General features: G+C 72.1%; 20 protein-coding genes. 9 read left to right on the top strand and 11 right to left on the bottom strand.

What is annotated here, in order from left to right; translation table 11 throughout:
• The first annotated feature begins 164 nt into the window (after window positions 1-164).
• A complete protein-coding gene (locus tag ACZ6Y1_RS16280; RefSeq protein WP_469628854.1) occupies window positions 165-1,040 on the top strand; it encodes a hypothetical protein in 876 nt (291 codons plus the stop codon).
• 123 nt (window positions 1,041-1,163) lie between these two features.
• Here the strand turns inward: ACZ6Y1_RS16280 and ACZ6Y1_RS16275 are convergent, their stop codons facing one another.
• The 3 genes from ACZ6Y1_RS16275 to ACZ6Y1_RS16265 all read right to left on the bottom strand — a co-directional run bounded on the left by ACZ6Y1_RS16275 (window position 1,164) and on the right by ACZ6Y1_RS16265 (window position 5,035).
• Window positions 1,164-2,054 (bottom strand): phosphatase PAP2 family protein, encoded by an 891-nt coding sequence (locus ACZ6Y1_RS16275; protein WP_469628851.1) that lies wholly within the window; start codon window positions 2,052-2,054, stop codon window positions 1,164-1,166.
• Between the two features lie 102 nt (window positions 2,055-2,156).
• A complete protein-coding gene (locus ACZ6Y1_RS16270; protein ID WP_469628847.1) occupies window positions 2,157-3,197 on the bottom strand; it encodes a LacI family DNA-binding transcriptional regulator in 1,041 nt (346 codons plus the stop codon).
• Between the two features lie 26 nt (window positions 3,198-3,223).
• Window positions 3,224-5,035, bottom strand: coding sequence for a glycoside hydrolase family 13 protein (locus ACZ6Y1_RS16265; protein ID WP_469628844.1), 1,812 nt, complete (start codon window positions 5,033-5,035; stop codon window positions 3,224-3,226).
• Window positions 5,036-5,258: 223 nt separating this feature from the next.
• On the opposite strand from ACZ6Y1_RS16265, the gene ACZ6Y1_RS16260 reads away from it, so the two are divergent.
• The 5 genes from ACZ6Y1_RS16260 to ACZ6Y1_RS16240 are packed head-to-tail and all read left to right on the top strand — an operon-like array spanning window position 5,259 to window position 11,197.
• Window positions 5,259-6,533: an extracellular solute-binding protein gene (locus tag ACZ6Y1_RS16260; protein WP_469628841.1), complete on the top strand. Its 1,275-nt coding sequence runs from the start codon at window positions 5,259-5,261 to the stop codon at window positions 6,531-6,533.
• Between the two features lie 9 nt (window positions 6,534-6,542).
• Entirely contained in the window at window positions 6,543-7,571 is a 1,029-nt protein-coding gene (locus ACZ6Y1_RS16255) for a carbohydrate ABC transporter permease (RefSeq protein ID WP_469628838.1), read from the top strand.
• A gap of 2 nt (window positions 7,572-7,573) precedes the next feature.
• A complete protein-coding gene (locus ACZ6Y1_RS16250) occupies window positions 7,574-8,545 on the top strand; it encodes a sugar ABC transporter permease (RefSeq protein ID WP_469628836.1) in 972 nt (323 codons plus the stop codon).
• A gap of 46 nt (window positions 8,546-8,591) precedes the next feature.
• Window positions 8,592-10,187, top strand: a complete 1,596-nt coding sequence (locus ACZ6Y1_RS16245; RefSeq protein ID WP_469628833.1) for a glycoside hydrolase family 13 protein — start codon at window positions 8,592-8,594, stop codon at window positions 10,185-10,187.
• The gene (locus ACZ6Y1_RS16240; protein WP_469628828.1) at window positions 10,175-11,197 is read left to right on the top strand and encodes a LacI family DNA-binding transcriptional regulator; all 1,023 of its coding nucleotides are present in this window, start codon (window positions 10,175-10,177) and stop codon (window positions 11,195-11,197) included. The genes ACZ6Y1_RS16245 and ACZ6Y1_RS16240 overlap by 13 nt, the downstream gene beginning before the upstream one ends.
• Before the next feature lie 332 nt (window positions 11,198-11,529).
• On the opposite strand, the gene ACZ6Y1_RS16235 is transcribed toward ACZ6Y1_RS16240, so the two are convergent.
• Complete coding sequence (locus ACZ6Y1_RS16235) at window positions 11,530-12,264, bottom strand: GyrI-like domain-containing protein (protein ID WP_469628825.1); 735 nt, start codon at window positions 12,262-12,264, stop codon at window positions 11,530-11,532.
• 249 nt (window positions 12,265-12,513) lie between these two features.
• Between ACZ6Y1_RS16235 and ACZ6Y1_RS16230 the strand changes: the two genes are divergently transcribed.
• Window positions 12,514-14,223: a carbohydrate-binding module family 20 domain-containing protein gene (locus ACZ6Y1_RS16230; protein WP_469628822.1), complete on the top strand. Its 1,710-nt coding sequence runs from the start codon at window positions 12,514-12,516 to the stop codon at window positions 14,221-14,223.
• A gap of 72 nt (window positions 14,224-14,295) precedes the next feature.
• Window positions 14,296-19,695, top strand: a complete 5,400-nt coding sequence (gene pulA / locus ACZ6Y1_RS16225) for a pullulanase-type alpha-1,6-glucosidase (protein ID WP_469628818.1) — start codon at window positions 14,296-14,298, stop codon at window positions 19,693-19,695.
• Here the strand turns inward: pulA and ACZ6Y1_RS16220 are convergent.
• From ACZ6Y1_RS16220 to ACZ6Y1_RS16205, 4 genes are read right to left on the bottom strand one after another with little or no spacing between them, the layout of a single operon-like run.
• Entirely contained in the window at window positions 19,682-20,218 is a 537-nt protein-coding gene (locus tag ACZ6Y1_RS16220; RefSeq protein ID WP_469628816.1) for a GNAT family N-acetyltransferase, read from the bottom strand. The two genes, pulA and ACZ6Y1_RS16220, sit on opposite strands and share 14 nt — an antisense overlap.
• Window positions 20,219-20,257: 39 nt before the next feature.
• Entirely contained in the window at window positions 20,258-20,971 is a 714-nt protein-coding gene (locus ACZ6Y1_RS16215; protein ID WP_469628813.1) for a TetR/AcrR family transcriptional regulator, read from the bottom strand.
• Between the two features lie 23 nt (window positions 20,972-20,994).
• Window positions 20,995-22,041, bottom strand: coding sequence for a PDR/VanB family oxidoreductase (locus tag ACZ6Y1_RS16210; RefSeq protein ID WP_469628809.1), 1,047 nt, complete (start codon window positions 22,039-22,041; stop codon window positions 20,995-20,997).
• Window positions 22,038-22,949, bottom strand: a complete 912-nt coding sequence (locus ACZ6Y1_RS16205) for a metal-dependent hydrolase (protein ID WP_469628806.1) — start codon at window positions 22,947-22,949, stop codon at window positions 22,038-22,040. The genes ACZ6Y1_RS16210 and ACZ6Y1_RS16205 overlap by 4 nt, the downstream gene beginning before the upstream one ends.
• A gap of 123 nt (window positions 22,950-23,072) precedes the next feature.
• Here ACZ6Y1_RS16205 and ACZ6Y1_RS16200 point away from each other — a divergent pair, with 123 nt between their 5' ends.
• Entirely contained in the window at window positions 23,073-23,405 is a 333-nt protein-coding gene (locus ACZ6Y1_RS16200) for a hypothetical protein (RefSeq protein ID WP_469628803.1), read from the top strand.
• Window positions 23,406-23,488: 83 nt separating this feature from the next.
• Here the strand turns inward: ACZ6Y1_RS16200 and ACZ6Y1_RS16195 are convergent, their stop codons facing one another.
• The 3 genes from ACZ6Y1_RS16195 to ACZ6Y1_RS16185 all read right to left on the bottom strand — a co-directional run bounded on the left by ACZ6Y1_RS16195 (window position 23,489) and on the right by ACZ6Y1_RS16185 (window position 26,987).
• The gene (locus tag ACZ6Y1_RS16195) at window positions 23,489-25,435 is read right to left on the bottom strand and encodes a hypothetical protein (RefSeq protein WP_469628801.1); all 1,947 of its coding nucleotides are present in this window, start codon (window positions 25,433-25,435) and stop codon (window positions 23,489-23,491) included.
• 125 nt (window positions 25,436-25,560) lie between these two features.
• Complete coding sequence (locus ACZ6Y1_RS16190; RefSeq protein WP_469628798.1) at window positions 25,561-26,355, bottom strand: tyrosine-protein phosphatase; 795 nt, start codon at window positions 26,353-26,355, stop codon at window positions 25,561-25,563.
• Window positions 26,352-26,987 carry a rhomboid-like protein gene (locus ACZ6Y1_RS16185; RefSeq protein ID WP_469628795.1) on the bottom strand — a complete coding sequence of 212 codons (636 nt, stop codon included), beginning with the start codon at window positions 26,985-26,987 and terminating at the stop codon, window positions 26,352-26,354. The genes ACZ6Y1_RS16190 and ACZ6Y1_RS16185 overlap by 4 nt, the downstream gene beginning before the upstream one ends.
• Between the last annotated feature and the right edge of the window lie 3 nt (window positions 26,988-26,990).

Genomic DNA, 26,990 nt, shown 5'->3' with positions numbered 1-26,990 from the left:
GCTGCCCCTGGAACGGCTCGCGGCCCACCCGGACCCCCAGCCGTGACCGGCCTCTGCACCCCTCCTGACCGGCTGACGTGCTGCCGCCTGAGGTTCCCGGCCCCCGAGAAGGTGCGGCTCGCAGTGGCCTTACCAACTCCTTTGCACGGTCCTACCTTTGAGCCATGAGATCTCAGCGTTCGGGCCCGCTGGCGAAAGTCGTGTTACCCGTGACGGACGGATGGCGGCTGCTGTTCGTCCCCAGCCGGGTCCGCCGGCTGGCGTTCGAGTTCGGCGCGAGCATCATGGTCCCGGCGGTGGTCGCCGCCCCCCTGCTGCTGGGTGGTCTTGTGGCCGCCGTGATCTCGGGGAGTTCCGTCGCCTGGGGCCTTCTGTGGCTCTTCGTGGCGCTCACGGTCGTCGGAATGATCCTGCTCATCGTGGCCACGGTGTGCGTCACGGTGTCCACCACGGTGCGGTGGGTCGAGTTCCGCCCCCGGGAAACTCCGGCCCAGGTCGTCATCGCCCGCTTTCTGCGTTCGTCGACCATGGCGTTGGCTGATCTGCAGCGAGTCGTCGTCATCGAGCGACTCAGTCTCGGGCAGCGACAGTCGATCAAAGTGATGCTGCATACCCGCGACGAGACGGTGGAGTGCGAACCCGAGACCTTCGCACCGCTCTCTCGGGTCGATGCACAGGCGCTGACCAGCTGGTTGACCGAGCAACTCGTCCCGGCCCAGGTGGCGGTGGAGCGTCGGACGGACGTCAAGCGAGACTTCGTGCGTCCGGACGAGTGGTGGACCCCGTCCCGCACCGCCGAGCTGTGGCGGGTGCCCATCGGCGAGGTCGACCGCATCGCCGCCCGGCGCCGCGTCGAGAGCTACGCGTACACGCCCCGGGCATCCGCGATGTACAGCCCCGGCACTTCGGTCACCGTCTACGACCCGGGCCGTGCCCACGAGGTCGCCGAGGAACTCCGCGCGGAACGAGCCGCCCGCCAGGCCGCCGGCGGCACGGCAGCTCCCGGCCCGGACGAGGACGACGCGACGGATTCCCGCTGACTCGGTCGGGCCGATCCTGACCGGGCTCGAAGCGCGGCCGCACGCGGTCGCACGCGGTCGCACGGTTCGAATCCGGTTGCCGCGGCCTCCTGACCCGGCCCGGCCCCGTCCCGCCCTGGATGCTCAGGCGCGGGTGCGGAAGCGGTTCAGGAGTTCCGAGGCCGGGTGCGGGCCCGCGTGCTCCGGGTGGCGGGGGAGGCGGTGGGGCATCGAGCCGTACCACGTCCGCGAGACCGCGTAGCCGAAGGCGAGGCAGAGCATGCCGCCCGCCGCGTCGAGCCAGAAGTGGTTGGCGGTGGCCACGATGACGACGAGCGTCGCCGCCGGGTAGAGCAGGCCCAGGATCCGGGCCCAGGGGGCCGAGGCGACGGCGAAGATCGTCAGGCCGCACCAGAGCGACCACCCTATGTGCATCGAGGGCATGGCCGCGTACTGGTTCGACATCTGCTTGAGGTTGCCGGAGGCCATGGAGCCCCAGGTGTGGTGCACCAGCACGGTGTCGACGAAGTCCTGTCCGTTCATCAGCCGGGGCGGCGCGAGCGGGAAGAAGTAGTAGCCGAGCAGGGCCACGCCCGTGGTGGCGAAGAGGACCAGGCGCGTGGCCGCGTAGCGCCCCGGATGGAAGCGGTAGATCCACACCAGTACGCCGATGGTCACGATGAAGTGGAGCGTGGCGTAGTAGTAGTTCATGCCCACGATCAGCCACGTCACCGAATCGACGGCGTGGTTGACGGACCTCTCCACGGCGATGCCGAGATCGTGCTCGACGCGCCAGATCCAGTCGGCGTTCGTGAGGGCGGCCGCCTTCTGTTCGGGCACCGCGTTGCGGATCAGCGAGTACGTCCAGTAGCTGACCGCGATGAGCAGGACCTCGAACCAGATCCGCGGCCGGCGGGGCGAACGCAGCCGGGAGATCAGAGCGCGATCGGACCCCGGGCGGGTCTCGCTCTCGGTCACGGTGGGTGACGAGACATCCGTCCGGGTTTCCAGTGTCTTCACGCTCGCTTCACCCATGGGAAAAGAGTCTGCCAGATGCGTTCTCGCCTCCGATCATCCCTCGGGACGGTCTTGGCCGCAGCCTCTCCGCCCTGGGGACGACCCCGCCACCCGGGATCCCTAGGGGCGGCTCCGCCCCCGCGCCTGCCCGGGACCGGAGGCGGTGGAGCCGCGTACGACCAGCTCCGGGAGGAAGACGAATTCGCTGTGCGGGGCCGGTGTCCCGCCGATCTCCTCCAGCAGCGTCCGGACGGCGGCCTGTCCCATGGCCTGCACGGGCTGCCGGATGGTGGTCAGCGGCGGATCCGTGAACGCTATGAGCGGGGAGTCGTCGAAGCCGACCACCGAAACGTCCTGCGGGACCCGCAGGCCCTGTTGCCGCGCGGCCCGGATCGCGCCGAGCGCCATCATGTCGCTCGCGCACACCACCGCCGTGCAGCCCCGCGAGATCAGCGCGGAGGCGGCGGCCTGGCCGCCCTCCAGGGTGTAGAGGGAGTGCTGGATCAGCTCCTCCACCTCGGCCTCGTCGAGCCCGAGCCGCTCCTTCATCCCCGTCCGGAAGCCCTCGATCTTGCGGAGCACCGGCACGAACCGCTTCGGGCCCACCGCCAGCCCGATCCGGGTGTGGCCGAGCGCGGTGAGGTGGGTGACGGCGAGCTGCATCGCGGCCCGGTCGTCGGGGGAGACGAAGGGCGCCTGCACCTTGTCGGAGAAGCCGTTGATGAGGACGTACGGGACGCCCTGCCCGCGCAGTTGGTCGTAACGACCCATGTCGGCGGTGGTGTCGGCGTGCAGACCGGAGACGAAGATGATCCCCGAGACCCCCCGGTCGACGAGCATCTCGGTCAGTTCGTCCTCGGTGGAGCCTCCGGGCGTCTGCGTGGCGAGGACGGGCGTGTATCCCTGCCGGGTCAGGGCCTGCCCGATGACCTGGGCGAGCGCCGGGAAGATGGGGTTGTCCAGCTCGGGGGTTATCAGCCCGACCAGCCCCGCGCTGCGCTGGCGCAGCTTCACGGGCCGCTCGTAGCCGAGCACGTCGAGCGCGGCCAGCACGGACTCACGGGTGCCCGCGGCCACACCGGGCTTGCCGTTGAGCACGCGGCTGACTGTGGCTTCGCTGACCCCCGCCTGGGCTGCGATGTCGGCTAGCCGTGCGGTCACGGGATTGGACTGTACCGGCTCCCACCTCACAAAGCCCACCACGTGCACGAATCCATGGGAAGACGGACGGTACGGCCGTCCGTCTCGACCGGGGCGCTGGACAGTACGGGGCGGCCGGGCGCCGGCAGTTCCACCGGCGCCGGGCGGGTGTTGAGGGTGCACGCGAAGCCGGGCCGGGTGAAGAGGAGAACGCCTTCCGGCGCGGGATGCCAGGTCAGCGGGCCGGCCTCCGGTGCGCCCAGCCCCGGCATGGCCCGGCGCAGTTCGAGGGCGGCGCGGTAGAGCTCCAGGGTGGAGTGCGGGTCGCCGGTCTGGGCGGCCACGCCGAGCTCGCCCCAGCCGTCGGGCTGCGGGAGCCAGGTGCCGCCGGGCCCGAAGCCGTACGGGGGCTCCGAGCCGGCCCACGGCAGCGGCACCCGGCAGCCGTCACGCAGCCCGTCCTGCCCGGCCGCGTTGTCCGCGGGACATTCCAGCCCCTCCGGCGTTTGAGAAGGGGGCACCTCCCCGCGGTAGCTGGAGGAGGGTCCGGGCAGAGCCCGGTGCCCGGCGGAGCCGGGTTTCCCTGGGCTCCGCCCCGGACCCCGCTCCTCAAACGCCGGAGGGGCCGGAACTCCCGCGCCCGCCCCGGAGGGGAACCGGCGGAAGGCCGGGTCACGGCGGGCGCCGTCCGGGAGGTCGGTGACCTCCGGCAGGCCCAGCTCCTCGCCCTGGTAGACGTACGCCGATCCCGGCAGGGCCAGCATCAGCAGGGCGGCGGCCCGGGCCCGGTCGAGGCTGCCGAAGCGGGTGCGGTGGCGTACGACGTCGTGGTTGGACAGCACCCAGGTGGTCGGGGCGCCGACCGAGGTGGTGGCGGCCAGTGACTCGTCGATGACGGTGCGCAGCTCGGCCGGGTCCCACGGGCACTTGAGGAAGCGGAAGTTGAAGGCCTGGTGCAGCTCGTCGGGGCGGACGTAGAGGGCGAGCCGCTCGGAGGTGGGGGCCCAGGCCTCGGCGACCCCGATGCGCCCGCCCTCGTAGGAGTCGAGCAGGCGACGCCAGGAGCGGTGGATCTCGTGGACCCCGTCCTGGTCGAAGAAGGGGAGCGGCTCGGTGCCGATGAGGGTGGCCTGGGCGCCCCGGCCGATGTCGGGCATCCCCGGGGCCTTGACCATGCCGTGGGCGACGTCGATGCGGAAGCCGTCGATGCCGAGGTCGAGCCAGAAGCGCAGCACCGAGTCGAACTCCTCCGCGACCTCGGGGTGCTCCCAGTTCAGGTCGGGCTGCTCGGGGGCGAAGAGGTGCAGGTACCAGTCGCCGTCGGGCAGCCGGGTCCAGGCGGGGCCGCCGAAGACGGACTCCCAGTCGTTGGGCGGGAGCTCGCCGCGGTCGCCGCGGCCCGGGCGGAAGTGGTAGCGGGCGCGGGCGCCGTCCCCCGGCCCGGCGCGCAGGGCCTCCCGGAACCAGGGGTGCTCGGCGGAGGTGTGGTTCGGGACCACGTCGACGATCACCCGCAGCCCGAGGGCGTGCGCGGCCGCGATGAGGTCGTCGGCGTCGGAGAGGTCCCCGAAGAGCGGGTCGACGGCCCGGTAGTCGGCGACGTCGTAGCCGCCGTCCGCCTGCGGGGAGACGTAGAAGGGGGTCAGCCACACCGCGTCGACGCCGAGGCGGGCCAGGTGCGGGAGGCGCTCGCGCACCCCGCGCAGGTCCCCGACGCCGTCCCCGTCGCTGTCCGCGAAGGAGCGCACGTAGACCTGGTAGATGACGGCATCGCGCCACCAGCCGCCGCTCGCGGCCGTACTCGCGGTCGCGTTGCTGGAAGCGCTTGCAAGCCGGGAGGCGGTCAGCTCATGGGTCATATCGGGGTCAACGCGAGTACACGCCCCATGGTTGCGGCCCCGGAGGCTCGAAGGTGACTCGAACTAACAGCAAGCTGCGGCAACCGTACGGACACACGGATGTAACGATCAGCTCGTCTTGCAGAAAATTGCCGCAAGCTCTTTCGGACGGCTTTCAGGCTTGTTACGTTCCCTGCAACTCGGGACCGCACGGGCGCGGCCGGGATCCATCGAAGGAGTTCATATGCGGCGTGGCATAGCGGCCACCGCGCTGGTCGCGACCCTGGCGCTCGCGGCGACGGCTTGCGGCGGTGACACCAAGGGCGACGGTGGCGAGACGAAGGCCGGCGGCGAGCTCTCCGGCACGGTCACGTGGTGGGACACGTCGAACGACGCCGAGAAGGCCAGCTTCCAGAAGATCGCCGAGGCGTTCACCGCGAAGCACCCGAAGGTCACCGTCAAGTACGTCAACGTTCCCTACGGCGACGCGCAGAACAAGGTCAAGAACGCCTTCAGCAGCGGTTCCGACGCCCCTGACGTGATCCGCGCCGACGTCGGCTGGGTCGCCGACTTCGCCTCCCTCGGCTACCTCGACGAGGTCCCGGCCGACACCGCGAAGAAGGTCGACGCCGAGTTCCTGAAGCAGGCCGCGGCCAGCGGCAAGTTCGAGGGCAAGACCTACGCCGTGCCGCAGGTCATCGACACCCTCGGCCTCTTCTACAACAAGAAGATGCTCGCCGACGCCGGCGTCCAGCCCCCCACCACCCTGGAGGAGCTGAAGACCGCCGCCGCCGCGATCAAGGGCAAGACCGGCAAGGCCGGCCTCTACCTGCGCGGCGACGACTCCTACTGGTTCCTCCCGCTGATCTACGGCGAGGGCGGCGACCTCGTCGACGCCAAGAACAAGACCGTCACGGTCGACAACGCGGCGGGCGTCAAGGCCTTCAAGACCGCCCGCGACCTGGTCAGCTCCGGCGCGGCGCTCACCAACGCCACGGACGGCTGGACCAACATGCAGACCGCCTTCAAGTCCGGGGAGGTGGCGATGATGATCAACGGTCCGTGGGCCGTCGCCGACACCTACGCGGGCGACCAGTTCAAGGACAAGGCCAACCTCGGCATCGCCGCCGTCCCGGCCGGCTCCGTCAAGGCCGGCGCCCCGCAGGGCGGCCACGACCTCGCCGTCTACGCCGGCTCCAAGAACCGCGAGGCCGCGCACGCCTTCGTCGAGTACATGACCTCGCAGGACGTGCAGGTGCAGTCCGCCAAGGAGCTCAGCCTGCTCCCCACCCGCACCGCCGCCTACGACCAGCCGGACGTGAAGAGCAGCGAGATGGTCGCGTTCTTCAAGCCGGCCGTGGACAAGGCCGTCGAGCGCGCCTGGATCCCGGAGAACGGCTCCCTCTTCGAGCCGCTGAAGGTCGAATACACCAAGGCGATCACCGGGGCGTCCAGCCCGGAGGACGCGGCCAAGGCGGCCGGCGTCGAGTTCCGCAAGATCCTCAAGGGTTGGAAGTAGTAGATACAGATGGCTGCTCACACCAGCCAGTCGGTGGCGAAGGCCGCGGGCGACGAGATCGGGAACACCGACGTCGCCCGCGGCCGGAGCCGCAGGACTGACAGCAGGAACACGGGAGGGCTGAGGCGCGCCCTCGCCACCCACTGGTACGCCTGGGCCATGGTCGCCCCGGTGGTGCTCGTCCTCGGCGTGATCATCGGCTGGCCGCTGGTCAAGGGCATCTACCTGTCGCTGACCAACGCCACCGAGCGCAACGTCTCCCGCACGATCGGCGTCCGCCACATCGAGGCCACGTACGAGTTCGTCGGCCTCGACAACTACACGGCCGTTCTCAGCGACCCGGTGTTCCTGCAGCGGCTGGTGTGGACGGTGCTGTGGACCGTCGGCTGCGTGTCGGTCACCTTCACGCTCGGCCTGGCGCTGGCCAACATGCTCAACCGGGAGTTCCGCGGCCGCGCCGCCTACCGGATGGCCCTGATCCTGCCCTGGGCCGTCCCCGGCTTCGTCTCCGTCTTCGCCTGGCGGTTCCTCTTCAACCGCGACAACGGCATCCTCAACAAGGTCCTGGACGGCGGCGGCATCGCCGCGATCCCGTGGCTCGACGACCCGACCTGGGCCAAGTTCTCCGTCATCGCCGTCAACGTCTGGCTGGGCGTCCCCTTCATGATGGTCGCCCTCCTCGGCGGCCTGCAGTCCATCCCCGGCGAGCTGTACGAGGCCGCCGAGATGGACGGGGCCTCCGCCTGGCAGCGGTTCCGCCACATCACCCTGCCCGGGCTGCGGGCCGTGAGCATGACGGTGATCCTGCTCTCCACCATCTGGACCTTCAACATGTTCCCGGTGATCTTCCTGCTCACGCGCGGCGGGCCGGGCGACTCCACCGAGATCCTGGTGACCCAGGCCTTCCGCGAGGCCTTCATCACAAGCCCGCGCGACTTCGCCGTCTCCGCGACGTGGGGCGTGCTGATCCTCCTGCTGCTCATGATCTTCGCGCTGGTCTACCGGCGCTCGCTGCGCAAGCAGGGAGAGGTGTGGTGACCATGACCACGAAGCCCACCGCCGGACACGAGGCCGGGGCGGCCGGCACGGCCGGGACCGCTGGCTCCGCCGCGGCAGCAGCGGCGAAGTCCGACGCGACCAAGAGCGCACCGGGGAAGTCCGTGGCGAAGGACCGCACCGCGCGGGGCCGGGGCCGCCGGTCCCCGCTGGCCTCCGCCGGCCTGCACGCGACCCTCGTCGTCGCGTCCGTCATCGCCGTCTTCCCCGTGCTCTGGATCCTGCTGACCTCGCTCAAGCCGGCCGAGTACGCGATCACCACCGACTTCGTCAAGGAACCCACGCTCGCCAACTACCGCTACCTGCTGGAGTCGAGCCACTTCCTCAGCTGGTTCGGGAACTCCGTCCTGGTCGCCGGCGTCACCACCGTCCTCGGCGTGTTCATCGCCGCCACCACCGGGTACGCGGTCAGCCGGTTCAAGTTCCCCGGCATGAAGCCCCTGATGTGGACCCTGCTCATCACGCAGATGTTCCCGATGGCGATCCTCATCGTCCCGCTCTACAACCTGATGGGCGACCTCGGGCTGCTCAACCAGCCCCTCGGCCTGATCATCACGTACCTCACCATCGCCGTGCCGTTCTGCGCCTGGATGATGAAGGGGTTCTTCGACACCATCCCGGTCGAGATCGACGAATCCGGCCGCGTCGACGGACTCAACCCCTTCGGCACCTTCTGGCGCCTCATCCTGCCGCTCGCCAAGCCCGGCCTCGCCGTCACCGGCTTCTACGCCTTCATCACCGCCTGGGGCGAGGTCGCGTACGCCTCCGCCTTCATGGTCGGCGACGAGAACCTCACCCTGGCCGGCGGACTGCAGACCTTCGTCACGCAGTACACCTCCAACTGGGGCGCCATGAGCGCGGCCTCCGTGCTCATCGCCATCCCCGCAGCGATCTTCTTCGTCTTCGCCCAGCGTCACCTCGTCGCCGGGATGACGGCGGGCGCCACCAAGGGCTGACCACCCTGCCCGCCCGTCGTTCCGGCCCGATCTCTTCAAGGACACCATGACCCAGCACCTCGCCGACGCGCTCCCCACCTCCACCGGCACCCTGCCCGGCTGGTGGAGAGAAGCGGTGATCTACCAGGTCTATCCGCGCAGCTTCGCCGACTCCAACGGGGACGGCATGGGGGACCTCGAAGGCATTCGCAGCCGACTGCCCTACCTGAAGGACCTGGGCGTCGACGCCGTCTGGCTCAGCCCCTTCTACGCCTCCCCGCAGGCCGACGCCGGCTACGACGTCGCCGACTACCGGGCCATCGACCCCATGTTCGGCACCCTGCACGACGCCGACGCCGTGATCCGCGAAGCCCACGCACTGGGCCTGCGGATCATCGTCGACCTCGTCCCCAACCACTGCTCCGACCAGCACGAATGGTTCAAGCAGGCGCTGCGGGAAGGACCCGGCACGCCGCTGCGCGAGCGCTTCCACTTCCGCCCGGGCCGGGGCGCCGACGGCAGCGAACCCCCGAACGACTGGGAATCCATCTTCGGCGGCCCGGCATGGACGCGCGTTGCCGACGGGGAGTGGTACCTGCACCTCTTCGCCCCCGAACAGCCCGACTTCAACTGGGAACACCCCGCCGTCCAGGACGAGTTCCGCTCCATCCTGCGGTTCTGGCTCGACCTCGGCGCCGACGGCTTCCGCATCGACGTCGCCCACGGCCTCGTCAAGGCGCCCGGCCTGCCCGACCTCGGCCGCGGCGAGCAGCTCAAGCTCCTCGGCAACCAGGTGCTGCCCTTCTTCGACCAGGACGGCGTCCACGAGATCTACCGGTCGTGGCGCAAGGTCCTGGACGAGTACGCCGGCGACCGCATCGGCGTCGCCGAGGCCTGGACCCCCAGCGCCGACCGCACCGCCATGTACCTGCGCCCCGACGAACTGCACCAGGCCTTCAACTTCCACTACCTGAACACCGGCTGGGACGCGGAGGCGCTGCGCGCCACCATCGACGAGTCCCTCGACGCGATGCGCCCCGTCGGCGCCCCGACCACCTGGGTGCTGTCCAACCACGACGTCGTACGCCACCGCACCCGCTTCGGCAGCCTCGACCGGGCCCGGGCCGCCGCCCTGCTGATGCTCGCCCTGCCGGGATCGGCCTACGTCTACCAGGGCGAGGAGCTGGGCCTGCCGGAGGTCACCGACCTCCCGGACGAGGTGCGCCAGGACCCCTCCTTCTTCAAGGCCAACGGCCAGGACGGGCTGCGCGACGGCTGCCGCGTGCCGATCCCGTGGTCCGGCGACCAGGCGCCGTACGGCTTCGGCACCGGCGGCAGCTGGCTGCCCCAGCCGGCCGAGTGGGCCGGCCTGAGCGTGGCCGCCCAGACCGGCGACCCGGACTCCACCCTGGAGCTCTACCGCGCGGCCCTGCGGCTGCGGCGCGAGCGCCCGGAGCTGGGCGCGGGCGAGGGCGTGGAGTGGCTGGAGGCCCCGGAGGGCGTACTGGCCTTCCGCCGGGGGGACTTCGTCTGCACGGCCAACACGACGGCCGCGGACGTCCGCGTGCCGGCGCCGGGTGGTGGGCGTGTGCTGCTGGCCAGCACCCAGGTGGCCGACACCGACGTGCTCCCCGCCGACAGCACGGTGTGGTGGGAGGTGTGACCTCCCCTTCGGGCTCCCCACTGCGGCTGACGGACATCGCCTCGCAGGCCCAGGTCAGCGAGGCGACCGTCAGCCGCGTGCTCAACGGCAAGGCGGGCGTCGCGGCCGGCACCCGTCACAAGGTGCTGGCCGCGCTCGACCTGCTGGGCTACGAGCGGCCCGTACGGCTCAAGCGGCGCAGCAACGGCCTGGTCGGGCTGCTGATCCCGGAGCTGACCAACCCGATCTTCCCGGCGTTCGCCCAGGTCATCGAGCAGGCGCTGGCCGGGCACGGGTACACGCCGGTGCTGTGCACGCAGACCCCGGGCGGGGCGACGGAGGACGAGCTGGTCGAGCAGCTGGAGGAGCGCGGGGTCACGGGCATCGTGTTCCTGTCGGGCCTCCACGCGGACTCGGCCGCGGATCCGGCGCGCTACCAGCGGCTCGCGGCCCGTGGTGTTCCCTTCGTCCTGATCAACGGTTTCAACGAAGCCGTCAACGCGCCCTTCATCTCCCCGGACGACCGGGCGGCGGCCGAGATGGCCGTACGGCACCTGGAGGACCTGGGCCACCGGCGGATCGGCCTCGCGATAGGCCCGACGCGCTACGTCCCGTCGGCGCGCAAGGAACAGGGCTTCCTGTCGGCATTGCCCGGCGCCGCCGCCGAAGGCCTCGTCCAGCGAACCCTGTTCACGGTCGAGGGCGGCCACGCGGCGGGCATGGCCCTGCTGGAACGGGGCTGCACGGGCATCGTCTGCGGCAGCGACCCGATGGCCCTCGGCGTCATCCGGGCGGCCCGCGAACGCGGCCTGCGGGTCCCGGAGGACGTCTCGGTGGTCGGCTTCGACGACTCCCCGCTGATCGCCTTCACGGACCCCCCGCTGACCACGGTCCGCCAGCCGGTCCGCGCGATGGCCACGGCCGCGGTGGGCGCCCTGCTGGAGGCGGTCTCGGGCACCCCGGTACAGCGCACGGAGTACGTCTTCCAGCCGGAGCTGGTGGTGCGGGGCTCTACGGGGCAGGCGCCGTAGGGGGTGTACGGGTTCACGCCCGATCGGGACTTCACCCCCCTGGAGCCGCGCCCCGGGGTCGGCGCCTGCCCACCCGCCCCCTCGGATGCGGGTGGGGTGTGGCGGCCGGGCGCGCCGCCCCTCGGACCGCCCGTCCGGCCTCCGGGCCGGGCAGGCGGCCGAGACCTGTCCCCACCTCGGCCGCAAGAGCCCGGCGGGGGGGATGGGCGCGTCAGATCGCTACGCGCTCCTCCACGAGGGCGACTGCGACCCGTCCGGGGCTGGTCTCGCCCCAGATCGCCGCGCGCTCCTCATTGCTCAGCGGCTGCCGGCCGCCTGGGCGGATGTCCGCATCAAGAGGGTCCGGTCCGGGTCACCGGGATCCACAGCTGGGCGTGGGACTGCGTCGGGTCGTCCTGGGACGGGCGGGTCCGCAGGATCTCCGGGCCCGGACGGTACTCGTACGGATTGGACGGGATCCACTGGGCGGCCACCTCGCCCCACATCTGCTGCAGGGCCTGCGGGAACGGGCCGGTGTTCTCGAAGACCGCCCAGGTGCCCGCCGGGCAGTCCAGGACGTCGAGGTCCTCGGGCCACTCGGGGGCGGTGGTCGCCACGGCGTGGTAGTAGTCGAGTTCGCTGCCTTCCTCGAAGCCGTCCGACAGGCGCACGGTCGCCGACACCAGGCCGCCCGGGTCCTGGTCCGAGAGGCCGGCGATCTCCCGTGTCTTCTCCGGCGGGATGCTCCGGACGTGCTCGGCGATGTGCGGGTTGACGCCCTGGTAGATCAGTGGGACGCGGGCCCTCTTGCCCACGACCCGGAAAGCTTCCTTCTCCACGATGCGGTAGCGCATGGTGCTGGTCCCTTCGACGGTGAGGCGGAAGGACAACCGGGGTTGCGAGGTCAGAGCCGCGCCGGTGCGCCGGGCCTCGCCGGGGCCGATGCCGTGCACGGCGCGGAACGCCCGGGCGAAGGCCTCCCCGGAGGTGTAGCCGTAGCGGATCGCGACCTCCAGCAACGTGGGCTGCCCGGCCAGGACTTCGGCCCCCGCGACGGTGAGCCGACGGCGTCGGACGTACTCCGTCACCAGCTGAGGACGCCGCCGCCCTCGGCTTCCGGAGCCCGGCGGCCTGCCGCGATGAAGTTGTCCAGCTCGCTCTCCACACGGGGAGCGCGGGCGGGGTGAACTGGGCCTGTCCGTGGCCGGAGTTCGGGGCCGGGCGGCAGGACACGCCTCGGAAACAATTCTGCAATCTCTTGCGCAAGGTCTTGCAGGGCTTGTGTGCGGCCCCTACGGTCGCTCCCATCCCCACCTCTTCCGCCAGGAGGCCCCCGCATGCCTGCCAGAGCCGTCAGAGCTGCAACTCTTTGCGCCACCACCGCGCTCGCCGCCGCCACCCTCACCGGCATCGGGCCGCAGGCCGCCGCCGCGCCCCCCGGCCAGAAGGACGTCACCGCCGTTCTCTTCGAGTGGCGCTTCGACTCCGTGGCCAAGGCCTGCACCGACTCCCTCGGCCCTGCCGGATACGGCTACGTGCAGGTGTCGCCGCCCCAGGAGCACGTCCAGGGCGCCCAGTGGTGGACCTCGTACCAGCCCGTCAGCTACAAGATCGCCGGGCGGCTGGGCGACCGGACGGCCTTCAAGAACATGGTCGACACCTGCCACGCCGCCGGCGTGAAGGTCGTCGCCGACTCGGTGATCAACCACATGGCCGGCCCGGCGGACGCGAACGCCACCTACACGGGAACCGGCGGCTCCACGTATACGAAGTACAGCTACCCGGGCACCTACTCCGGCTCCGACATGGACGACTGCCGGGCGACGATCTCCAACTACCAGGACAAGGCGAACGTCCAGAACTGCGAGCTCGTGCAGCTCGCCGACCTCGACACCGGTGAGGAGTACGTGCGGGGGCGGATCGCCGCCTATCTGAACGACCTGCTGTCCCTCGGGGTGGACGGCCTGCGGATCGACGCCGCCAAGCACATGCCCGCCGCCGACCTGGCGAACATCAAGTCCCGGCTGGCGAATCCGTCGGTGTACTGGAAGCAGGAGGCGATCCACGGCGCCGGTGAGGCCGTCTCGCCCTCCGAGTACCTCGGCAACGGCGACGTGCAGGAGTTCCGGTACGCCCGCGACCTCAAGCGCGTCTTCCAGAACGAGAACCTCGCCTACCTGAAGAACTTCGGCGAGGCCTGGGGGTACATGCCGAGCGGGCAGTCCGGCGTCTTCGTCGACAACCACGACACCGAGCGCGGCGGCGACACCCTCACCTACAAGGACGGCTCCGCCTACACCCTCGCCAGCGTGTTCATGCTGGCCTGGCCCTACGGCTCCCCGGACGTGCACTCCGGCTACGAGTGGACCGACAAGGACGCCGGACCGCCCAACGGGGGCGCGGTGACCACCTGTTACTCCGACGGGTGGAAGTGCCAGCACGCCTGGCGGGAGATCTCCTCCATGGTCGCCTTCCGCAACACCGCCCGCGGGCAGGCCGTCACCGACTGGTGGGACAACGGCGGCGACCAGATCGCCTTCGGGCGCGGCTCCAAGGCGTACGTGGCGATCAACCACGAGACGAGCAGCCTGACCCGGACCTTCCAGACCTCCCTCCCGGCCGGCGACTACTGCGACGTGCAGAGCGGACGGGCCGTCACCGTCGATTCCGGCGGCCGGTTCACCGCCACGCTCGGGGCGGGGACCGCCGTCGCGCTGCACGTGAACGCCCGTAGCTGCTCCGCCGCTACCACCGCCTCCGGCGCCGCCTTCGCCGTGAACGCCACCACCGTCCCCGGCCAGGACATCTACGTCGTCGGCGACCGCGCCGAGCTCGGTGCCTGGAACACCGGCAGCGCGCTCAAGCTCGACCCGGCCGCCTACCCGGTCTGGAAGCTCGACGTCACGCTCCCGGCCGGCACGTCCTTCGCGTACAAGTACGTCCGCAAGGACGCCTCCGGCAACGTCACCTGGGAGAGCGGCGCCAACCGCACGGCCACCGTCCCCGCGAGCGGCAAGGTCACGCTGAACGACACCTGGCGCAGCTGACCCGCCCGCCCCCCCCACAAACCAGGGCCGCCCGGCACCATCCTCCCCGCCACCGCCGGGCGGCCCTCGTCCATGCGCTGTCCATGTGATCCGTACACAAGGAGATCCGCCTTGATACGCCCAGCCGCAGGAGCCCTCGCCGCCGCCCTGGCCGTGACCCTCCTGCCCGCGCTCCCGGCCGCGGCCGCCGCCGTACGGCCTCCCGCCCCGCCCTCGGACGCGAAACTCGCCGCCGAGCCGGCCCGCCACGACCTGACCCGGGAGCAGTTCTACTTCGTCCTGCCGGACCGGTTCGCGAACGGCGACCCGCGCAACGACCGCGGCGGACTGACCGGCGGCCGCCTGGAGACCGGGCTGGACCCGACGGACAAGGGCTTCTACCAGGGCGGCGACCTCAAGGGCCTCACCGACCGGCTCGACTACATCAAGGGGCTCGGGACGACCGCCATCTGGATGGCGCCGATCTTCAAGAACCAGCCGGTGCAGGGCAAGGGGGCCGACGTCTCCGCCGGCTACCACGGGTACTGGATCACGGACTTCACCCAGGTCGACCCGCATTTCGGCACCAACGCCGATCTGGAGAAGCTGATCGACAAGGCCCACCGCAAGGGGATGAAGGTCTTCTTCGACGTCATCACCAACCACACCGCCGACGTGGTCGACTACCGGGAGGCCTCGTACTCGTACCTGTCGAAGGGCGCCTTCCCGTACCTGACGAAGGACGGGGTGCCGTTCGACGACTCCGACTACGCCGACGGGAAGCGGAAGTTCCCGGCCGTCGGCACCGGGTCCTTCCCGCGGACCCCCTTCGTGCCCGACGCGAAGAAGAACCTGAAGGCGCCGGCCTGGCTCAACGATCCGACGATGTACCACAACCGGGGCGACTCCACCTTCGCCGGGGAGTCCTCCGAGCAGGGCGACTTCTTCGGCCTCGACGACCTGTGGACCGAACGGCCCGAGGTCGTCAGCGGGATGGAGAAGATCTACGAGAAGTGGGTCGAGGACTTCGCGATCGACGGCTTCCGGATCGACACGGTCAAGCACGTCAACACCGGCTTCTGGACGCAGTGGGCCACGGCCCTCGACAAGTACGCCGCCCAGCGCGGGCGCAAGAACTTCTTCATGTTCGGTGAGGTCTACTCCGCCGACACGGCCGTCACCTCCCCGTACGTCACGCGCGGCCGGCTCGACGCCACCCTCGACTTCCCGCTCCAGGACGCGATCCGCGCGTACGCCTCCCAGGGCGCGGGCGCCGGGCGGCTGGCCGCCGTGCTCGCGGACGACTACAAGTACACCTCCGACAAGGCCAACGCCTACGAGCAGGTGACCTTCCTCGGCAACCACGACATGGGCCGCTTCGGGACCTTCCTGAAGCAGGATCGGCCGGGGGCGGGGGAGCAGGAGCTGCTCGACCGGTACCGGCTCGCCAACGAGCTGATGTTCTTCTCCCGGGGCAACCCGGTGATCTACTCCGGTGACGAGCAGGGCTTCACGGGCGCCGGAGGCGACAAGGACGCCCGCCAGCCGCTGTTCGCGTCGAAGGTCGCCGACTACCTCGACGACGACCAGCTCGGAACGGCGCGCACGCACGCGAGCGATGCCTACGATCAAGGACACCCGCTCTACAAGCAGATCAGTGCTCTCTCGAAGCTGGTGAAGGAGCACCCCGCCCTGCGCGACGGCATCCAGAGCGAGCGCCTCGCCGACGCCTCGGTCTACGCCTTCGCCCGGACCGACGCACGCAGCCGCACCGAGTACCTCGTCGCCGCCAACAACGCCCCCGAGGCCAGGACCGTGGAACTCGACGCCCCGGCCGGCGCCCTCTACCGCACCCTCTACGGCGCCACCGGCACCTCCCTCACCTGGGCCTCGTCCACCGGCAAGCTCACCGTCTCCGTCCCCGCCTCCGGTTCCGTCGTGCTCCAGGGCGCCGCGCCCCTCCCCGCCCCCACCGCCAAGCCCGCCCTCACCCTCAAGGCCCCGGCCCCCGGCGCCACCGGAACCGTCGAGCTCTCCGCCGACGTCACCGGCGCCCTCGGCCGGGTGGTCTTCGCAGCCCAGACCGGAAACGGCCCCTGGCAGGTCCTCGGCTCCGCCGACCACGCCCCCTACAAGGTCACCCAGCACCTCGACGCCACCACCCCCGCCGGCACCGCCCTGCGTTACAAGGCCGTCGTCGTCGACTCCGCGGGCCGCACCGCGAGCGCCCTCGCCGAGTCCGTCACCGGCCAGGCCCCGCCGGCCCCGATCCCCACCGCCACCCAGCGCGACTACGCCGTCGTCCACTACAACCGGCCCGGCGGCGACTACACCGACTGGCGGCTCTACGCCTGGGGCGACATCGCCGACGGCGAGCAGACGCCCTGGCCCGCCGGCCACGGCTTCACCGGCCGCGACGCCTACGGCGCCTTCGCCTACGTCCGCCTGAAGCCCGGCGCCTCCTCCGTCGGCTACCTCGTCATCGACAAGGACGGCAACAAGGACGTCTCCGCCGACCGCACCATCGACGTCACGAAGACCGGCGAGATCTGGCTGGAGCAGGGCACGGAAGCAGCCCGCACCGACCGGCCCGGCTACCCGCCGCAGGACACGTCCAAGGCAGTCCTGCACTACCAGCGCCCCGACGGCGCCTACGACGGCTGGGGCCTGCACGTCTGGACGGGCGCCGCGAACCCCACCGACTGGTCCAAGCCGCTGATGCCCGTCCGCACCGATGCCTACGGCGCGGTGTACGAGGTCCCGCTCGGGGCCGGAGCGACCTCCCTGAGCTACATCCTCCACAAGGGCGACGAGAAGGACCTGCCCTCCGACCAGTCCCTCGACCTGAAGGCCACCGGCCACGAGGTCTGGATGCTCGGCGGCAAGGAGAAGTACCTCCTCCCGCAGCCCGCCGGCTCCTCCGCCGCCCTGGACCTCACCAAGGCCCGGGCCGTGTGGATCGACCGCGACACCCTCGCCTGGGACGCCCCCGCCTCCGCCGCCTCCGTGCAGCTCCTGGCCTCCCGCGCAGGCGCGGTCAAGGCCGCGAACGGCACCCTCGACGAGGGCGGCGCCCAGTGGCTGCGCCTCACCAAGGCAGAGCTCACCGCCGCGCAGAAGCAGAAGTTCCCGCACCTGGCCTCGTACGCCGCCTTCACCGTCGACCCCCGTGACCGGGGCCGCGTACGCGAGGCCCTGCGCGGGCAGCTCGTCGCGAGCGCCCGCGCCGCGAACGGGGCCGTGCTGGCCGCGACCGGCGTGCAGCTCGCCGGGGTGCTGGACGACCTGTACGCGAACACGGCCCCCCTCGGCCCGGTCTTCAAGGACGGGCGGCCCACCCTCTCCGTGTGGGCCCCCACCGCCCAGGGGGTCTCCCTCGAACTCGACGGCGGCGCCCGTACCGTCCCCATGCGCCGCGACGACGCCACCGGCGTCTGGTCCGTGCGCGGCGACCGCGACTGGACCGGCAAGCGCTACCGCTACGCCGTCACCGTATGGGCCCCCAGCACCGGGCAGGTCGTCCGCAACCTGGTCACCGACCCCTACTCCACCGCCCTGACCGCCGACTCCACCCACAGCCTCGTCGTCGACCTCGCCGACCCGAAGCTCGCCCCGCCCGGCTGGAAGGACCTGCGCAAGCCCGCACCCGTCCCCTTCGCCTCCGCGCAGATCCAGGAGCTCCACATCCGCGACTTCTCCGTCGCGGACCCCACCAGCGGCCACCCCGGCCAGTACCTGGCCTTCACCGACACCGGCTCGGCCGGCATGCGGCACCTGCGCGACCTGGCCGCCGCCGGGACCTCGTACGTCCACCTCCTCCCGGCCTTCGACATCGGCACCATCCCCGAGAAGGCCGCCGACCGCACCGAACCGGCCTGCGACCTCAAGGTGTACGCGCCCGACTCCGACCGGCAGCAGGCCTGCGTCGCCGCGGCGGCCGCCAAGGACGCCTACAACTGGGGCTACGACCCGCTGCACTACACCGTCCCCGAGGGCTCCTACGCGAGCGACCCGAACGGCACGGCCCGCACCGTCGAGTTCCGCCGCATGGTCCAGTCCCTGAACGGAGCCGGGCTGCGCACCGTCATGGACGTCGTCTACAACCACACCGTCGCCGCCGGCCAGAGCGACAAGTCCGTCCTGGACCGCATCGTCCCCGGCTACTACCAGCGCCTGCTGGCCGACGGCAGCGTCGCCAACTCCACCTGCTGCGCCAACACCGCCCCCGAGAACGCCATGATGGGCCGCCTCGTCGTCGACTCCGTCGTCACCTGGGCGAAGCAGTACAAGGTCGACGGCTTCCGCTTCGACCTGATGGGCCACCACCCGAAGGCCAACATCCTCGCCGTCCGGGCGGCCCTCGACGGGCTCACCCCCGCCAAGGACGGGGTCGACGGGAAGAAGATCGTCCTCTACGGGGAGGGCTGGAACTTCGGCGAGGTCGCCGACGACGCCCGCTTCGTGCAGGCCACGCAGAAGAACATGGCCGGCACGGGCATCGCCACCTTCTCCGACCGGGCGCGCGACGCGGTCCGCGGCGGCGGCCCCTTCGACGAGGACCCGCGCGTGCAGGGCTTCGCCTCGGGCCTGTTCACCGCCCCGAACGCGTCACCCGCCAACGGCACCCCGGACGAGCAGAAGGCCCGCCTCCTGCACGACCAGGACCTGATCAAGGTCGGACTGTCCGGGAACCTCGCCCCGTACGCCTTCACCGACAGCACCGGCCGCCGGATCAAGGGCTCGGAGCTGGACTACAACGGGGCCCCGGCCGGTTACGCGGCCGCCCCCGGCGACGCCCTCGCCTACGCGGACGCCCACGACAACGAGTCCCTGTACGACGCCCTCGCCTACAAGCTGCCCACGGGCACGAGCACCGCCGACCGGGCCCGCATGCAGGTCCTCGCCATGGCGACGGCCGCCCTCTCCCAGGGCCCGGCCCTCTCCCAGGCGGGCACGGACCTGCTCCGCTCCAAGTCCCTGGACCGCAACTCCTACGACAGCGGCGACTGGTTCAACGCCGTCCACTGGGACTGCCGGGACGGCAACGGCTTCGGCCGGGGCCTGCCCCCGGCGGCCGACAACGCCTCCAAGTGGGTCCACGCCAAGCCCCTGCTCACGGCGCCGGCTCCGGGCTGCCCGGACATCACCGCCGCCTCGGCCGCCTACCGGGACCTGCTGAGGATCCGTACGACGGAACCCGACTTCGCCCTCACCACGGCCGAGGCCGTCCAGAGCAGGCTCGCCTTCCCGCTCTCCGGCAAGGACGAGACCCCGGGCGTGATCACCATGACGCTCGGCGACCTGGTGGTGGTGTTCAACGCCACCCCCACCGACCGGTCCCAGCGCGTCCCCGCCCTCGCGGGAACCGCCTACGCGCTGCACCCCGTCCAGGCCGCCGGCTCCGACGCCACGGTCAAGAAGTCCGCGTACGACACGAAGACAGGAGAGTTCACCGTCCCCGCCCGCACCGTCTCGGTCTTCACACGGCGGTGAGCCGGTCCAGCCGCTTCTCCAGCAGGATCACCCCGTAGACCCTGCCGTCCTTCCCCTCCTTGTGGGGGAACTCCCCGACCACCCGGTAGCCCGCGTCCTGGTAGTACGCGAGCAGCCGGGGGTTGGTGGAGACGCAGTCCAGCCGCGCCCGCTCCCGCCCGGTCCCCGCGATCCGCCGCTCGGCGTGTTCGAGCATGCGGCGCCCGGAACCGGCGGGCGCGGCCTCGCGTTCCACCATCAGCCGGTGCACGTAGCCCGCCACGGGCGGCTGCACGCCCCAAGCCTCCTCGTCGGACCACCACAGCTCGTAGGCGCCGATCACCCGCCCGTCGGCGTCCCCGGCGAGCCACACCTCCCCGTCGCGCATCCGCGCGCGGAAGTGATCGGCGTCCTTGTCACCGGGCTTCCACTGGTCGATGCCGCCGGCCCGCATCCACCGGGCCGCCCCGTCGTACAGCGTCACCAGGGTGCCGGCGTCCTTCTCCACGGCCCGCCGGAACAAGATCCCGTCGTCAATGATCACGAGGGCATTATCGGTGCAGGGGTAGGGGTCGCCACAAGATCACTGCGCGGCGGGTGCTCCCGGTACCAGCAGCGCGAGGCGCCCGACCAGCTCCCCGAAGGGCCCGTCGGCCGGCTCGTCCGCCAGGATCCGTACGAGGATCCCCGCCATCTCCGCGTCGTACGCGGCGCTCACCGCGGCCAGCGCCGCGAAGTCGTGCACCAGCTGCAACTCCAGTTCCCCGCGCGGGATCCGGCGCCCGTCCAGCCAGATCAGCGCGGTGGACTCGGCGAGCGACACCCAGGACCGCACCACGAGTTCGAGGCGGGCCGGCGGATCCTCGGTCCCGATGCCCAGATGGGTCAGGATCTGCTCGTACGCCGCCTGCCGGACCTCGTCGATCATGGCGTTGGTGCGGCTGCTCCCGGCCGCCGGACCGCCCCGCATCAGCGCCGAGAAACCCGGCCCGTGCTCGTCGACGAAGGCGAAGAACCGGCCCATCACCCGCAGCAGCCGCGCCCCGAGCGGCCCCTCCCGGGGCTCGTCGAAGCGCGCCGCCAGGTCGTCGGCGGCCCGGCGCAGCGCGGCCTCGTACAGGCTCAGCTTGCCGGGGAAATAGTGGTAGACGAGCGGCCGCGATATCCCCGCGGCCGCCGCGATCTCGTCTATGGACACGTCGTCGGGCGAGCGGTTGCTGAACAGCTCCAGGGCAACCCCGATCAGCTGCTGCCGCCGCACCTCGACACCCATCCTGCGCCGCACGCCGGTTGTCATGCGGACACCCTACTTCCGACCGGTCACAGGTCCAGGACGAGGCGGTCCCCCTTCGCGCGCGAGACGCAGAGCAGCATCGAGTCCTCGCGTTCGCCGTCGGTGAGCAGCTCGTCGCGGTGGTCCACCTCGCCCGCGAGCACCCGGTGTTGGCAGGTCCCGCAGAACCCCTGCTCGCAGGAGTAGGGGGTGGCGGGCAGTTCCCGTCGGACCGCGGCCAGGGCCGACTCGTCCGCGCCGACCTCGATCTCGCGCCCCGAGCGGCGCAGTTCGACGGTGAAGGGCCGCGCGGGTCCGGGCGCCGCCGCCGGGGCGAAGCGCTCCAGGTGCACCGCCGCCGGGTCCGGGACCGCCGCCGTGACGGCCGCCATCAGGGGCTCGGGGCCGCAGCAGTAGACCAGTGTGCCCGGCTGGACGGAGGCGAGCACCGACAGGTCGGGCAGCCCCGTCTCGTCCTCCGGGGCGAGCGTGACCCGGTCCCCGTACGCGGCCAGTTCGGGCAGGAACGGCATCGAGGCGCGGGAGCGGCCCCCGTAGAGCAGGGTCCAGTCGGCGCCCGCCGCGGTCGCCGCCCGGAGCATCGGCAGGATCGGGGTGATCCCGATGCCGCCCGCGACGAAGGCGTACGAGGCCGCCGGGACCAGCTCGAACCGGTTGCGCGGCGGGCGCAGTTCCAGCTCGGCGCCCTCCACCAGCTGGGCGTGGGCCTCGCGGGAGCCGCCCCGGCCGTCCTCGATCAGCCGGATCGCGATCGTGTACCGGCCGGAGTCCGCCGGGTCCCCGCACAGGGAGTACTGGCGGACCAGCCCCGACGGCAGGGTGATGTCCACGTGCGCGCCGGGCGTCCAGGCCGGCAGCTCGGGCGACTCCACGGTGAGCCGGAGCACGCCCGCCGCCGGCTCGCCGCGCGAGACGATCAACGCGCGCAGCGACCGGCGCGGGGAGTAGCCGGAGACGGGGGTCTCCAGGGCGGGCAGCGGCCACAGCGGGGACTTGCCGATCCGGCGGCTGAGCGCTCGCCTGGCGGCCCAGGCGGCGCCGGCGGCGGCGGTGACAGTGAGGGCGCGCCTCATGCCCCGGCCCCTCTGGCGCCGTGCCCGCCGTTGGCTCCGGGGGAGGAGGCGAGGTAGGCCACCGCCTGCGCCGTCGAGCCCTCCTGCGAGGGGTGGTACGTACGGGAGAGGTACTTGGGGATGGACTTCAGCATGGCGCCCGTCGAGGGCAGTACGCCTTGCCGCCCCGCCCGGAAGAACTGGCCGAAGGAGGCCTTGCCGTCGACCAGGTGGGGGTCGTTCTCCATGAAGAAGCGCACCCCGCGCTGCCACAGGAAGACCAGCGCCGAGAAGGCCGTGGCCCATGTCCTGGCGCGGCGGCGGTAGTTGCCGTCGACGTGCATGAAGAGGTCGAAGGCCACCGAGCGGTGCTCGACCTCCTCCGCCCCGTGCCAGCGCAGCAGGTCGAGCATCATCGGATCGGCGCCCCGCCGGTCCAGCTCGTCCGCGTTCAGCACCCAGTCGCCGAGGAACGCGGTGTAGTGCTCGATCGCGGCGATCATCGCGACCCGCTCCATCAGCCACCAGTGGCGCGCCCTGCCCGGGGGCAGGGTCCGGTCGCCCAGCAGCTTCTCGAACAGCCAGTCCACCTGCGCCGTGTACGGGGTCGGGTCCAGGTCCAGTCGCTTGAGGTGGGGGAGTACGTCGTCGTGCGCGGCGGCGTGCATGGCCTCCTGGCCGATGAAGCCGATGACGTCCGCCCGCAGCCGCTCGTCCGTGATGTGCGGGAGCACCTGCTTGTAGACGTGGACGAACCACCGCTCACCGGCCGGCAGCAGCAGGTGCAGCACGTTGATCATGTGACCGGCGAACGGGTCGTCGGGCAGCCAGTGGAGCGGGGTGTCCTCCCATCGGAAGGACACGTTCCGGGGGTTCAGGTCTATGTGTTCCGACGCCACGGGGGCGGGCGCGAGCGGCGTATTAGACATGGCGTCAATGTACTGATGGGTAGTGGAGAGGAAAAGCCCTCTGCACCCACTTCCTTCGCGCGCGGCCGCGGCCGCCGGGTTGACGCGGGCGTGACGTAGGAACGGACCCCTCGTTGTCCCGGCATGAAGATCAAGAACATGCTGATGACCGGCTTCGCGACCGCCGCCGCCCTCGCCGCCGTGGCCCCCGTGGCCTCCGCCGACACGGGCACGGGTCCGGCCTCCCAGAAGGCCGGAACGGCGACCGCCACGGCCGACCTCTTCGGGCAGGCGCACCACGAACTCGGCCTCGACCGCATCGGGGACCACGGCAACGTCGAGGCCCTGAAGGCCTCCCCGCTCACCGTCGGCGTCGCCGACGGCATCGCGGAATCCCCCGAGACCGTCTCCGCCCTCGCGGGCCCGGTGGACGGCCTGGGCGGGACCGGGGAGCTGGTCCTGCCCACCGGCTCCTGACCGCCCGCAGCCGCTGTACGTCGTCGGTCCCTCCCCCCGGTGGCGGCCGGGGGGAGGGACCAGCGGTGCTCCGGGGGAACCTTCTAGCGCAGCACCCCGGCCTTCGACCCGTCCGTCAGCCTGCCCGACAGGTCGACCTGCGCACCCTCCTTGGCCTTCACCGCCAGCCGGTTGCCGTTCGCGGAGCCGTTGACCCCACCGCCCGACACCGACAGCGACGCGAACTGCGCGCTGCCCGCGGCCAGTACGTACCACTGCCCGGCGCGGGACTTCCACAGCACGCCCGCCAGCACCCGCGGCTCCCGCGGCCCGCACGCCGGCGACCCCTCCGCCTTCGCCGCCTGCGCGGCGAGCGTGGCTCCGGGGGTCAGGAACTGCGCCTGCACCCGGTCCGCCGAGCCGCGCCAGGTCTCGGCCCGCGTGCACAGCCAGGTCGCCGTCCCGTCCCCCTCCGGCAGCGGCTGCTTCGCGTACGTCCAGGCGTTGACCGTACGGACCCCGTGCGAGCGGACCGAGGGCAGCAGGCAGGCGATCCGCGACCAGTCCGCGAGCTCCGCCCCCTCCGTCACATCGCGCTCCGCACCCGGCGCGCCCGACGTCAGCCGGGCCGGGGTCAGCTCGCCGAGGTCGGTGATCAGCCGGGTGGCGCCATCGCCGGTCAGCGCCAGCGCGTTCCAGCTCGTACAACTCCCCGCCGGGGCGGGGCCCGGCACCGGCGGGGTCACCCCGTCCGCGGCCGGCTTCAGCGTCACCGGGGCCTCGCCGGGCTTGAGCAGGTCCCGCAGGGCCGCGCCCGTCACCCATGGCGCCGTCAGGTAGCGGACGTTGCCGTCGACCCGGCTCAGCACCAGCGCGGTCGCGGTGTCCGCAGAGGCGCCGTCGGTCCGGGCGAAGTCGAGGGCGGCGCCCGCGGACCCCGTACGCGGTTCGGCGTAACGGACCACGCGCAGCCCGTCGTACAGCAGGACCACCACGGCCTGGTCGACGGCGCCCGCGAACAGCAGCTGCGCCGGACCCATCGGCGGCCCGGACGGCGTGCCCGGAGTGGCGGACACGACCACGGAGGAGCCGGGCCGGGCCCAGACGGCCAGCGCCCGCCGCAGCAGCGCGGAGTCGGAGGCGCGGTCACCGCGGGCGGGCCAGGTGGAGAAGTCCGTACGGGACGACGCCCGCCAGAGCGCGGGCTCGGCGCGGACCAGCTTCGCCGGGTCCAGGGCCTGCTCGGCCGCGGCGTTGCGGGCGTACGGCGGCGCGGCCGCGCCGTCCGCGCCCCAGCCCCCGCCGGGCAGCGCGAGCAGTGTCCCGCACACGGCGAGCGCGGCCCCGGCGGCGAGCGCCGCCCGCACGAGCCGGCGGCGGCGCAGCAGGTCGGTGGGCCGGGCCTGGAGCACGCACGGGTCGAACTCGGGGGAGGCGAAGAGGGCGTCGTTCGCCGGATCGCCCGACTCGGCGACCGCGGCGGCCGGGTCCGCGACCCCCGCCTCGGTGAGCACCCGCAGCACCTCCGCCTCCGGCAGCCGCTCCAGCGCCCGCAGCGCGCACGCGGCCCGGCCGGGACCGTTCAGGGTGGTCAGCCACTGGTCGAGGGCGAGCTCCTCGGCCCCGCCCGAGCGCGGGAACAGCCGCAGCCCCCACACCTGCGGGAGCAGCGGCGGGAGCTGCGCGCGCCGCGGCAGGGCGCGGAAGGTAAGCGGGATCCCGGCCTCCAGCGCGGCGCGCAGCACGCGCAGCCGCACGTACGCGTACCCCGGGTCGCCCGTCGCGCCGTTCCGCTGCCCGGGGACCCCGCCGGGAACCCCGCCCTGCACGGCCGCGGCGGCCGCCACCGCGTCCCGCCGGCCGCGCGGCAGCGCCCGCTGGGCCAGCGAGTGGGCGGTGAGCACCCGCCGGTTGCGGCCGAGGGCGGGGGGCAGCACCAGGTAGGCGAGCCGCACCAGCCGCGGATAGTGCTCGACGATGGCGGCCTCGGCCTGCTCGACGTCGGGCGGCACGGGAGACGGGGGGCGGGTGGCGGTATCCGGCGCAGTCACGTTCAGCAGAACGAGCGAATGGTCGGATGGTCACCCGCCGACGGGGCGCCTGTTCGGGTGAACCGCTGCCGCTGCCGCTGCCGCTGCCGCTGCCGCTGCCGCTGCCGCTGCCGCTGCCGCCGCCGTCAGGCGGTCAGCCGGGCCCGCAGTGCCCCGACCTTCTCGTCGGAGACGCCGAGTCCCTCGCGCACGTACTTCTCCATGGAGCCGTAGCGCGTCGCGACCTCGTCCAGCGCGGCCTCCAGGTACGAGGGGAAGACGCCTATCAGGGCGAGCGCTATCTCCGGGTCGCCGCCGGACGCCGTGAAGCCCTCGATCAACGGGGCGAAGGCCTGCTTGACCGCCGGGTTGACGGACAGGTACTCGGCCATCAGCGTCTCGTCGTCCGCGCCGAGCAGCGACAGGATGATCGTGGCGCCCCAGCCCGTGCGGTCCTTGCCGGCCGTGCAGTGGAAGAGCAGCGGGCCCGCCTGGGGGTCGGCGAGCTCCTCCAGCAGCATCCGGTACGAGGCCTGCGCGGAGCCGGTGCTGACGAAGGACCGGTACACGTCGGCGAACAGGGCCTGCGCCTTGCCGCCGCCGAGCCGCTCCTCGGCGACCACCGGGTCCGACAGCAGGTCCTTGAGCTGTGCGGCCGCGGGCATCCTGCCGGAGTTCATCTTGTCCGCCAGTACGTCCCCGACCAGTGCCCTCACCCCGGCCGGAACCCGGTCGGGATGGTCGGTGCGCTCGGCGGCGCTGCGGAAGTCGATGATCGTGGCCAGACCCAGCGCGGCCACCGCCGGGTCGGCGCCGAGGTCGAGCCGGTCGAGCTGGCCGGAGCGCAGGACCAGGCCGGAGCGTACGGTGCGGCCGCCGGTCAGCGGGGTGCCTCCGAGGTCGCGGAGGTTGGCGACGGTCGTGGAGGGCGTGGCGGTCATCGTGGCAGCTCCGGCGGTAGCGGTATGCGGTTGATTCGAGCGATTCGTGTAATTTTCCGATGTTTCGTGTCGGAAAGACAATCGAGGACCAGGGAGATCCCGATGCCGATCCCGAGCGCCGCCAGGTGCCCGGCGTCCGTGAAGGTCCGGCCGCGCTTGACCACCGGGGCCGCCGCGAGGGCCAGCAGCCCGGCCCGGGCGGTGGTGCGCACCGCTCCGCGCGGCAGGACCGAGGTCAGCGCCCCGAGTACGGCGTTGAATCCGTAGCTCGTACCGACGTCCAGCGCGCGCCGGGTCTGCGAACCGGCCGTCCTGCGCAGCGTGCCGTACACGAGGAGGGTCGCCGCGGCGTGCCCGAACAGGAACACCGCCGCCGTCCACCAGGCGCCGTACGCGTACTCGGCGTATCCGAGCACCGCGACGAGCAGCAGCGCGTACGGCAGGGGCATGGGCTCCTCGACGACGAGCGCGCTGGTCAGCAGCGTCTCCCAGCGTCCGGCGGCGAGATTGTCGACGTTCGTCGAGCAGTCCCGCAGCAGCCGCTCCCGCTCGGCCGGCTCCAGCCGGTCCAGGGCGTGCGCCCCGAGCTGGACACCGCCGGAGTACACCACGCCCAGTGGAATCGGATTCACCGC

The organism is Streptomyces sp. NPDC053432, from assembly GCF_055585365.1.
This window is presented reverse-complemented; position numbering and strand designations above follow the sequence as displayed.

Excerpts from the sequence above, each read along its gene's own strand:
- ACZ6Y1_RS16265 (WP_469628844.1), bottom strand. The coding sequence starts at position 5,035 with ATGACCCATGAGCTGACCGCCTCCCGGCTTGCAAGCGCTTCCAGCAAC.
- ACZ6Y1_RS16200 (WP_469628803.1), top strand. The coding sequence starts at position 23,073 with ATGAAGATCAAGAACATGCTGATGACCGGCTTCGCGACCGCCGCCGCC.
- pulA (WP_469628818.1), top strand. The coding sequence starts at position 14,296 with ATGCGCTGTCCATGTGATCCGTACACAAGGAGATCCGCCTTGATACGC.
- ACZ6Y1_RS16190 (WP_469628798.1), bottom strand. The coding sequence starts at position 26,355 with ATGACCGCCACGCCCTCCACGACCGTCGCCAACCTCCGCGACCTCGGA.
- ACZ6Y1_RS16210 (WP_469628809.1), bottom strand. The coding sequence starts at position 22,041 with ATGAGGCGCGCCCTCACTGTCACCGCCGCCGCCGGCGCCGCCTGGGCC.
- ACZ6Y1_RS16280 (WP_469628854.1), top strand. The coding sequence starts at position 165 with ATGAGATCTCAGCGTTCGGGCCCGCTGGCGAAAGTCGTGTTACCCGTG.
- ACZ6Y1_RS16245 (WP_469628833.1), top strand. The coding sequence starts at position 8,592 with ATGACCCAGCACCTCGCCGACGCGCTCCCCACCTCCACCGGCACCCTG.
- ACZ6Y1_RS16255 (WP_469628838.1), top strand. The coding sequence starts at position 6,543 with ATGGCTGCTCACACCAGCCAGTCGGTGGCGAAGGCCGCGGGCGACGAG.
- ACZ6Y1_RS16250 (WP_469628836.1), top strand. The coding sequence starts at position 7,574 with ATGACCACGAAGCCCACCGCCGGACACGAGGCCGGGGCGGCCGGCACG.
- ACZ6Y1_RS16260 (WP_469628841.1), top strand. The coding sequence starts at position 5,259 with ATGCGGCGTGGCATAGCGGCCACCGCGCTGGTCGCGACCCTGGCGCTC.
- ACZ6Y1_RS16230 (WP_469628822.1), top strand. The coding sequence starts at position 12,514 with ATGCCTGCCAGAGCCGTCAGAGCTGCAACTCTTTGCGCCACCACCGCG.
- ACZ6Y1_RS16215 (WP_469628813.1), bottom strand. The coding sequence starts at position 20,971 with ATGACAACCGGCGTGCGGCGCAGGATGGGTGTCGAGGTGCGGCGGCAG.
- ACZ6Y1_RS16205 (WP_469628806.1), bottom strand. The coding sequence starts at position 22,949 with ATGTCTAATACGCCGCTCGCGCCCGCCCCCGTGGCGTCGGAACACATA.
- ACZ6Y1_RS16275 (WP_469628851.1), bottom strand. The coding sequence starts at position 2,054 with ATGGGTGAAGCGAGCGTGAAGACACTGGAAACCCGGACGGATGTCTCG.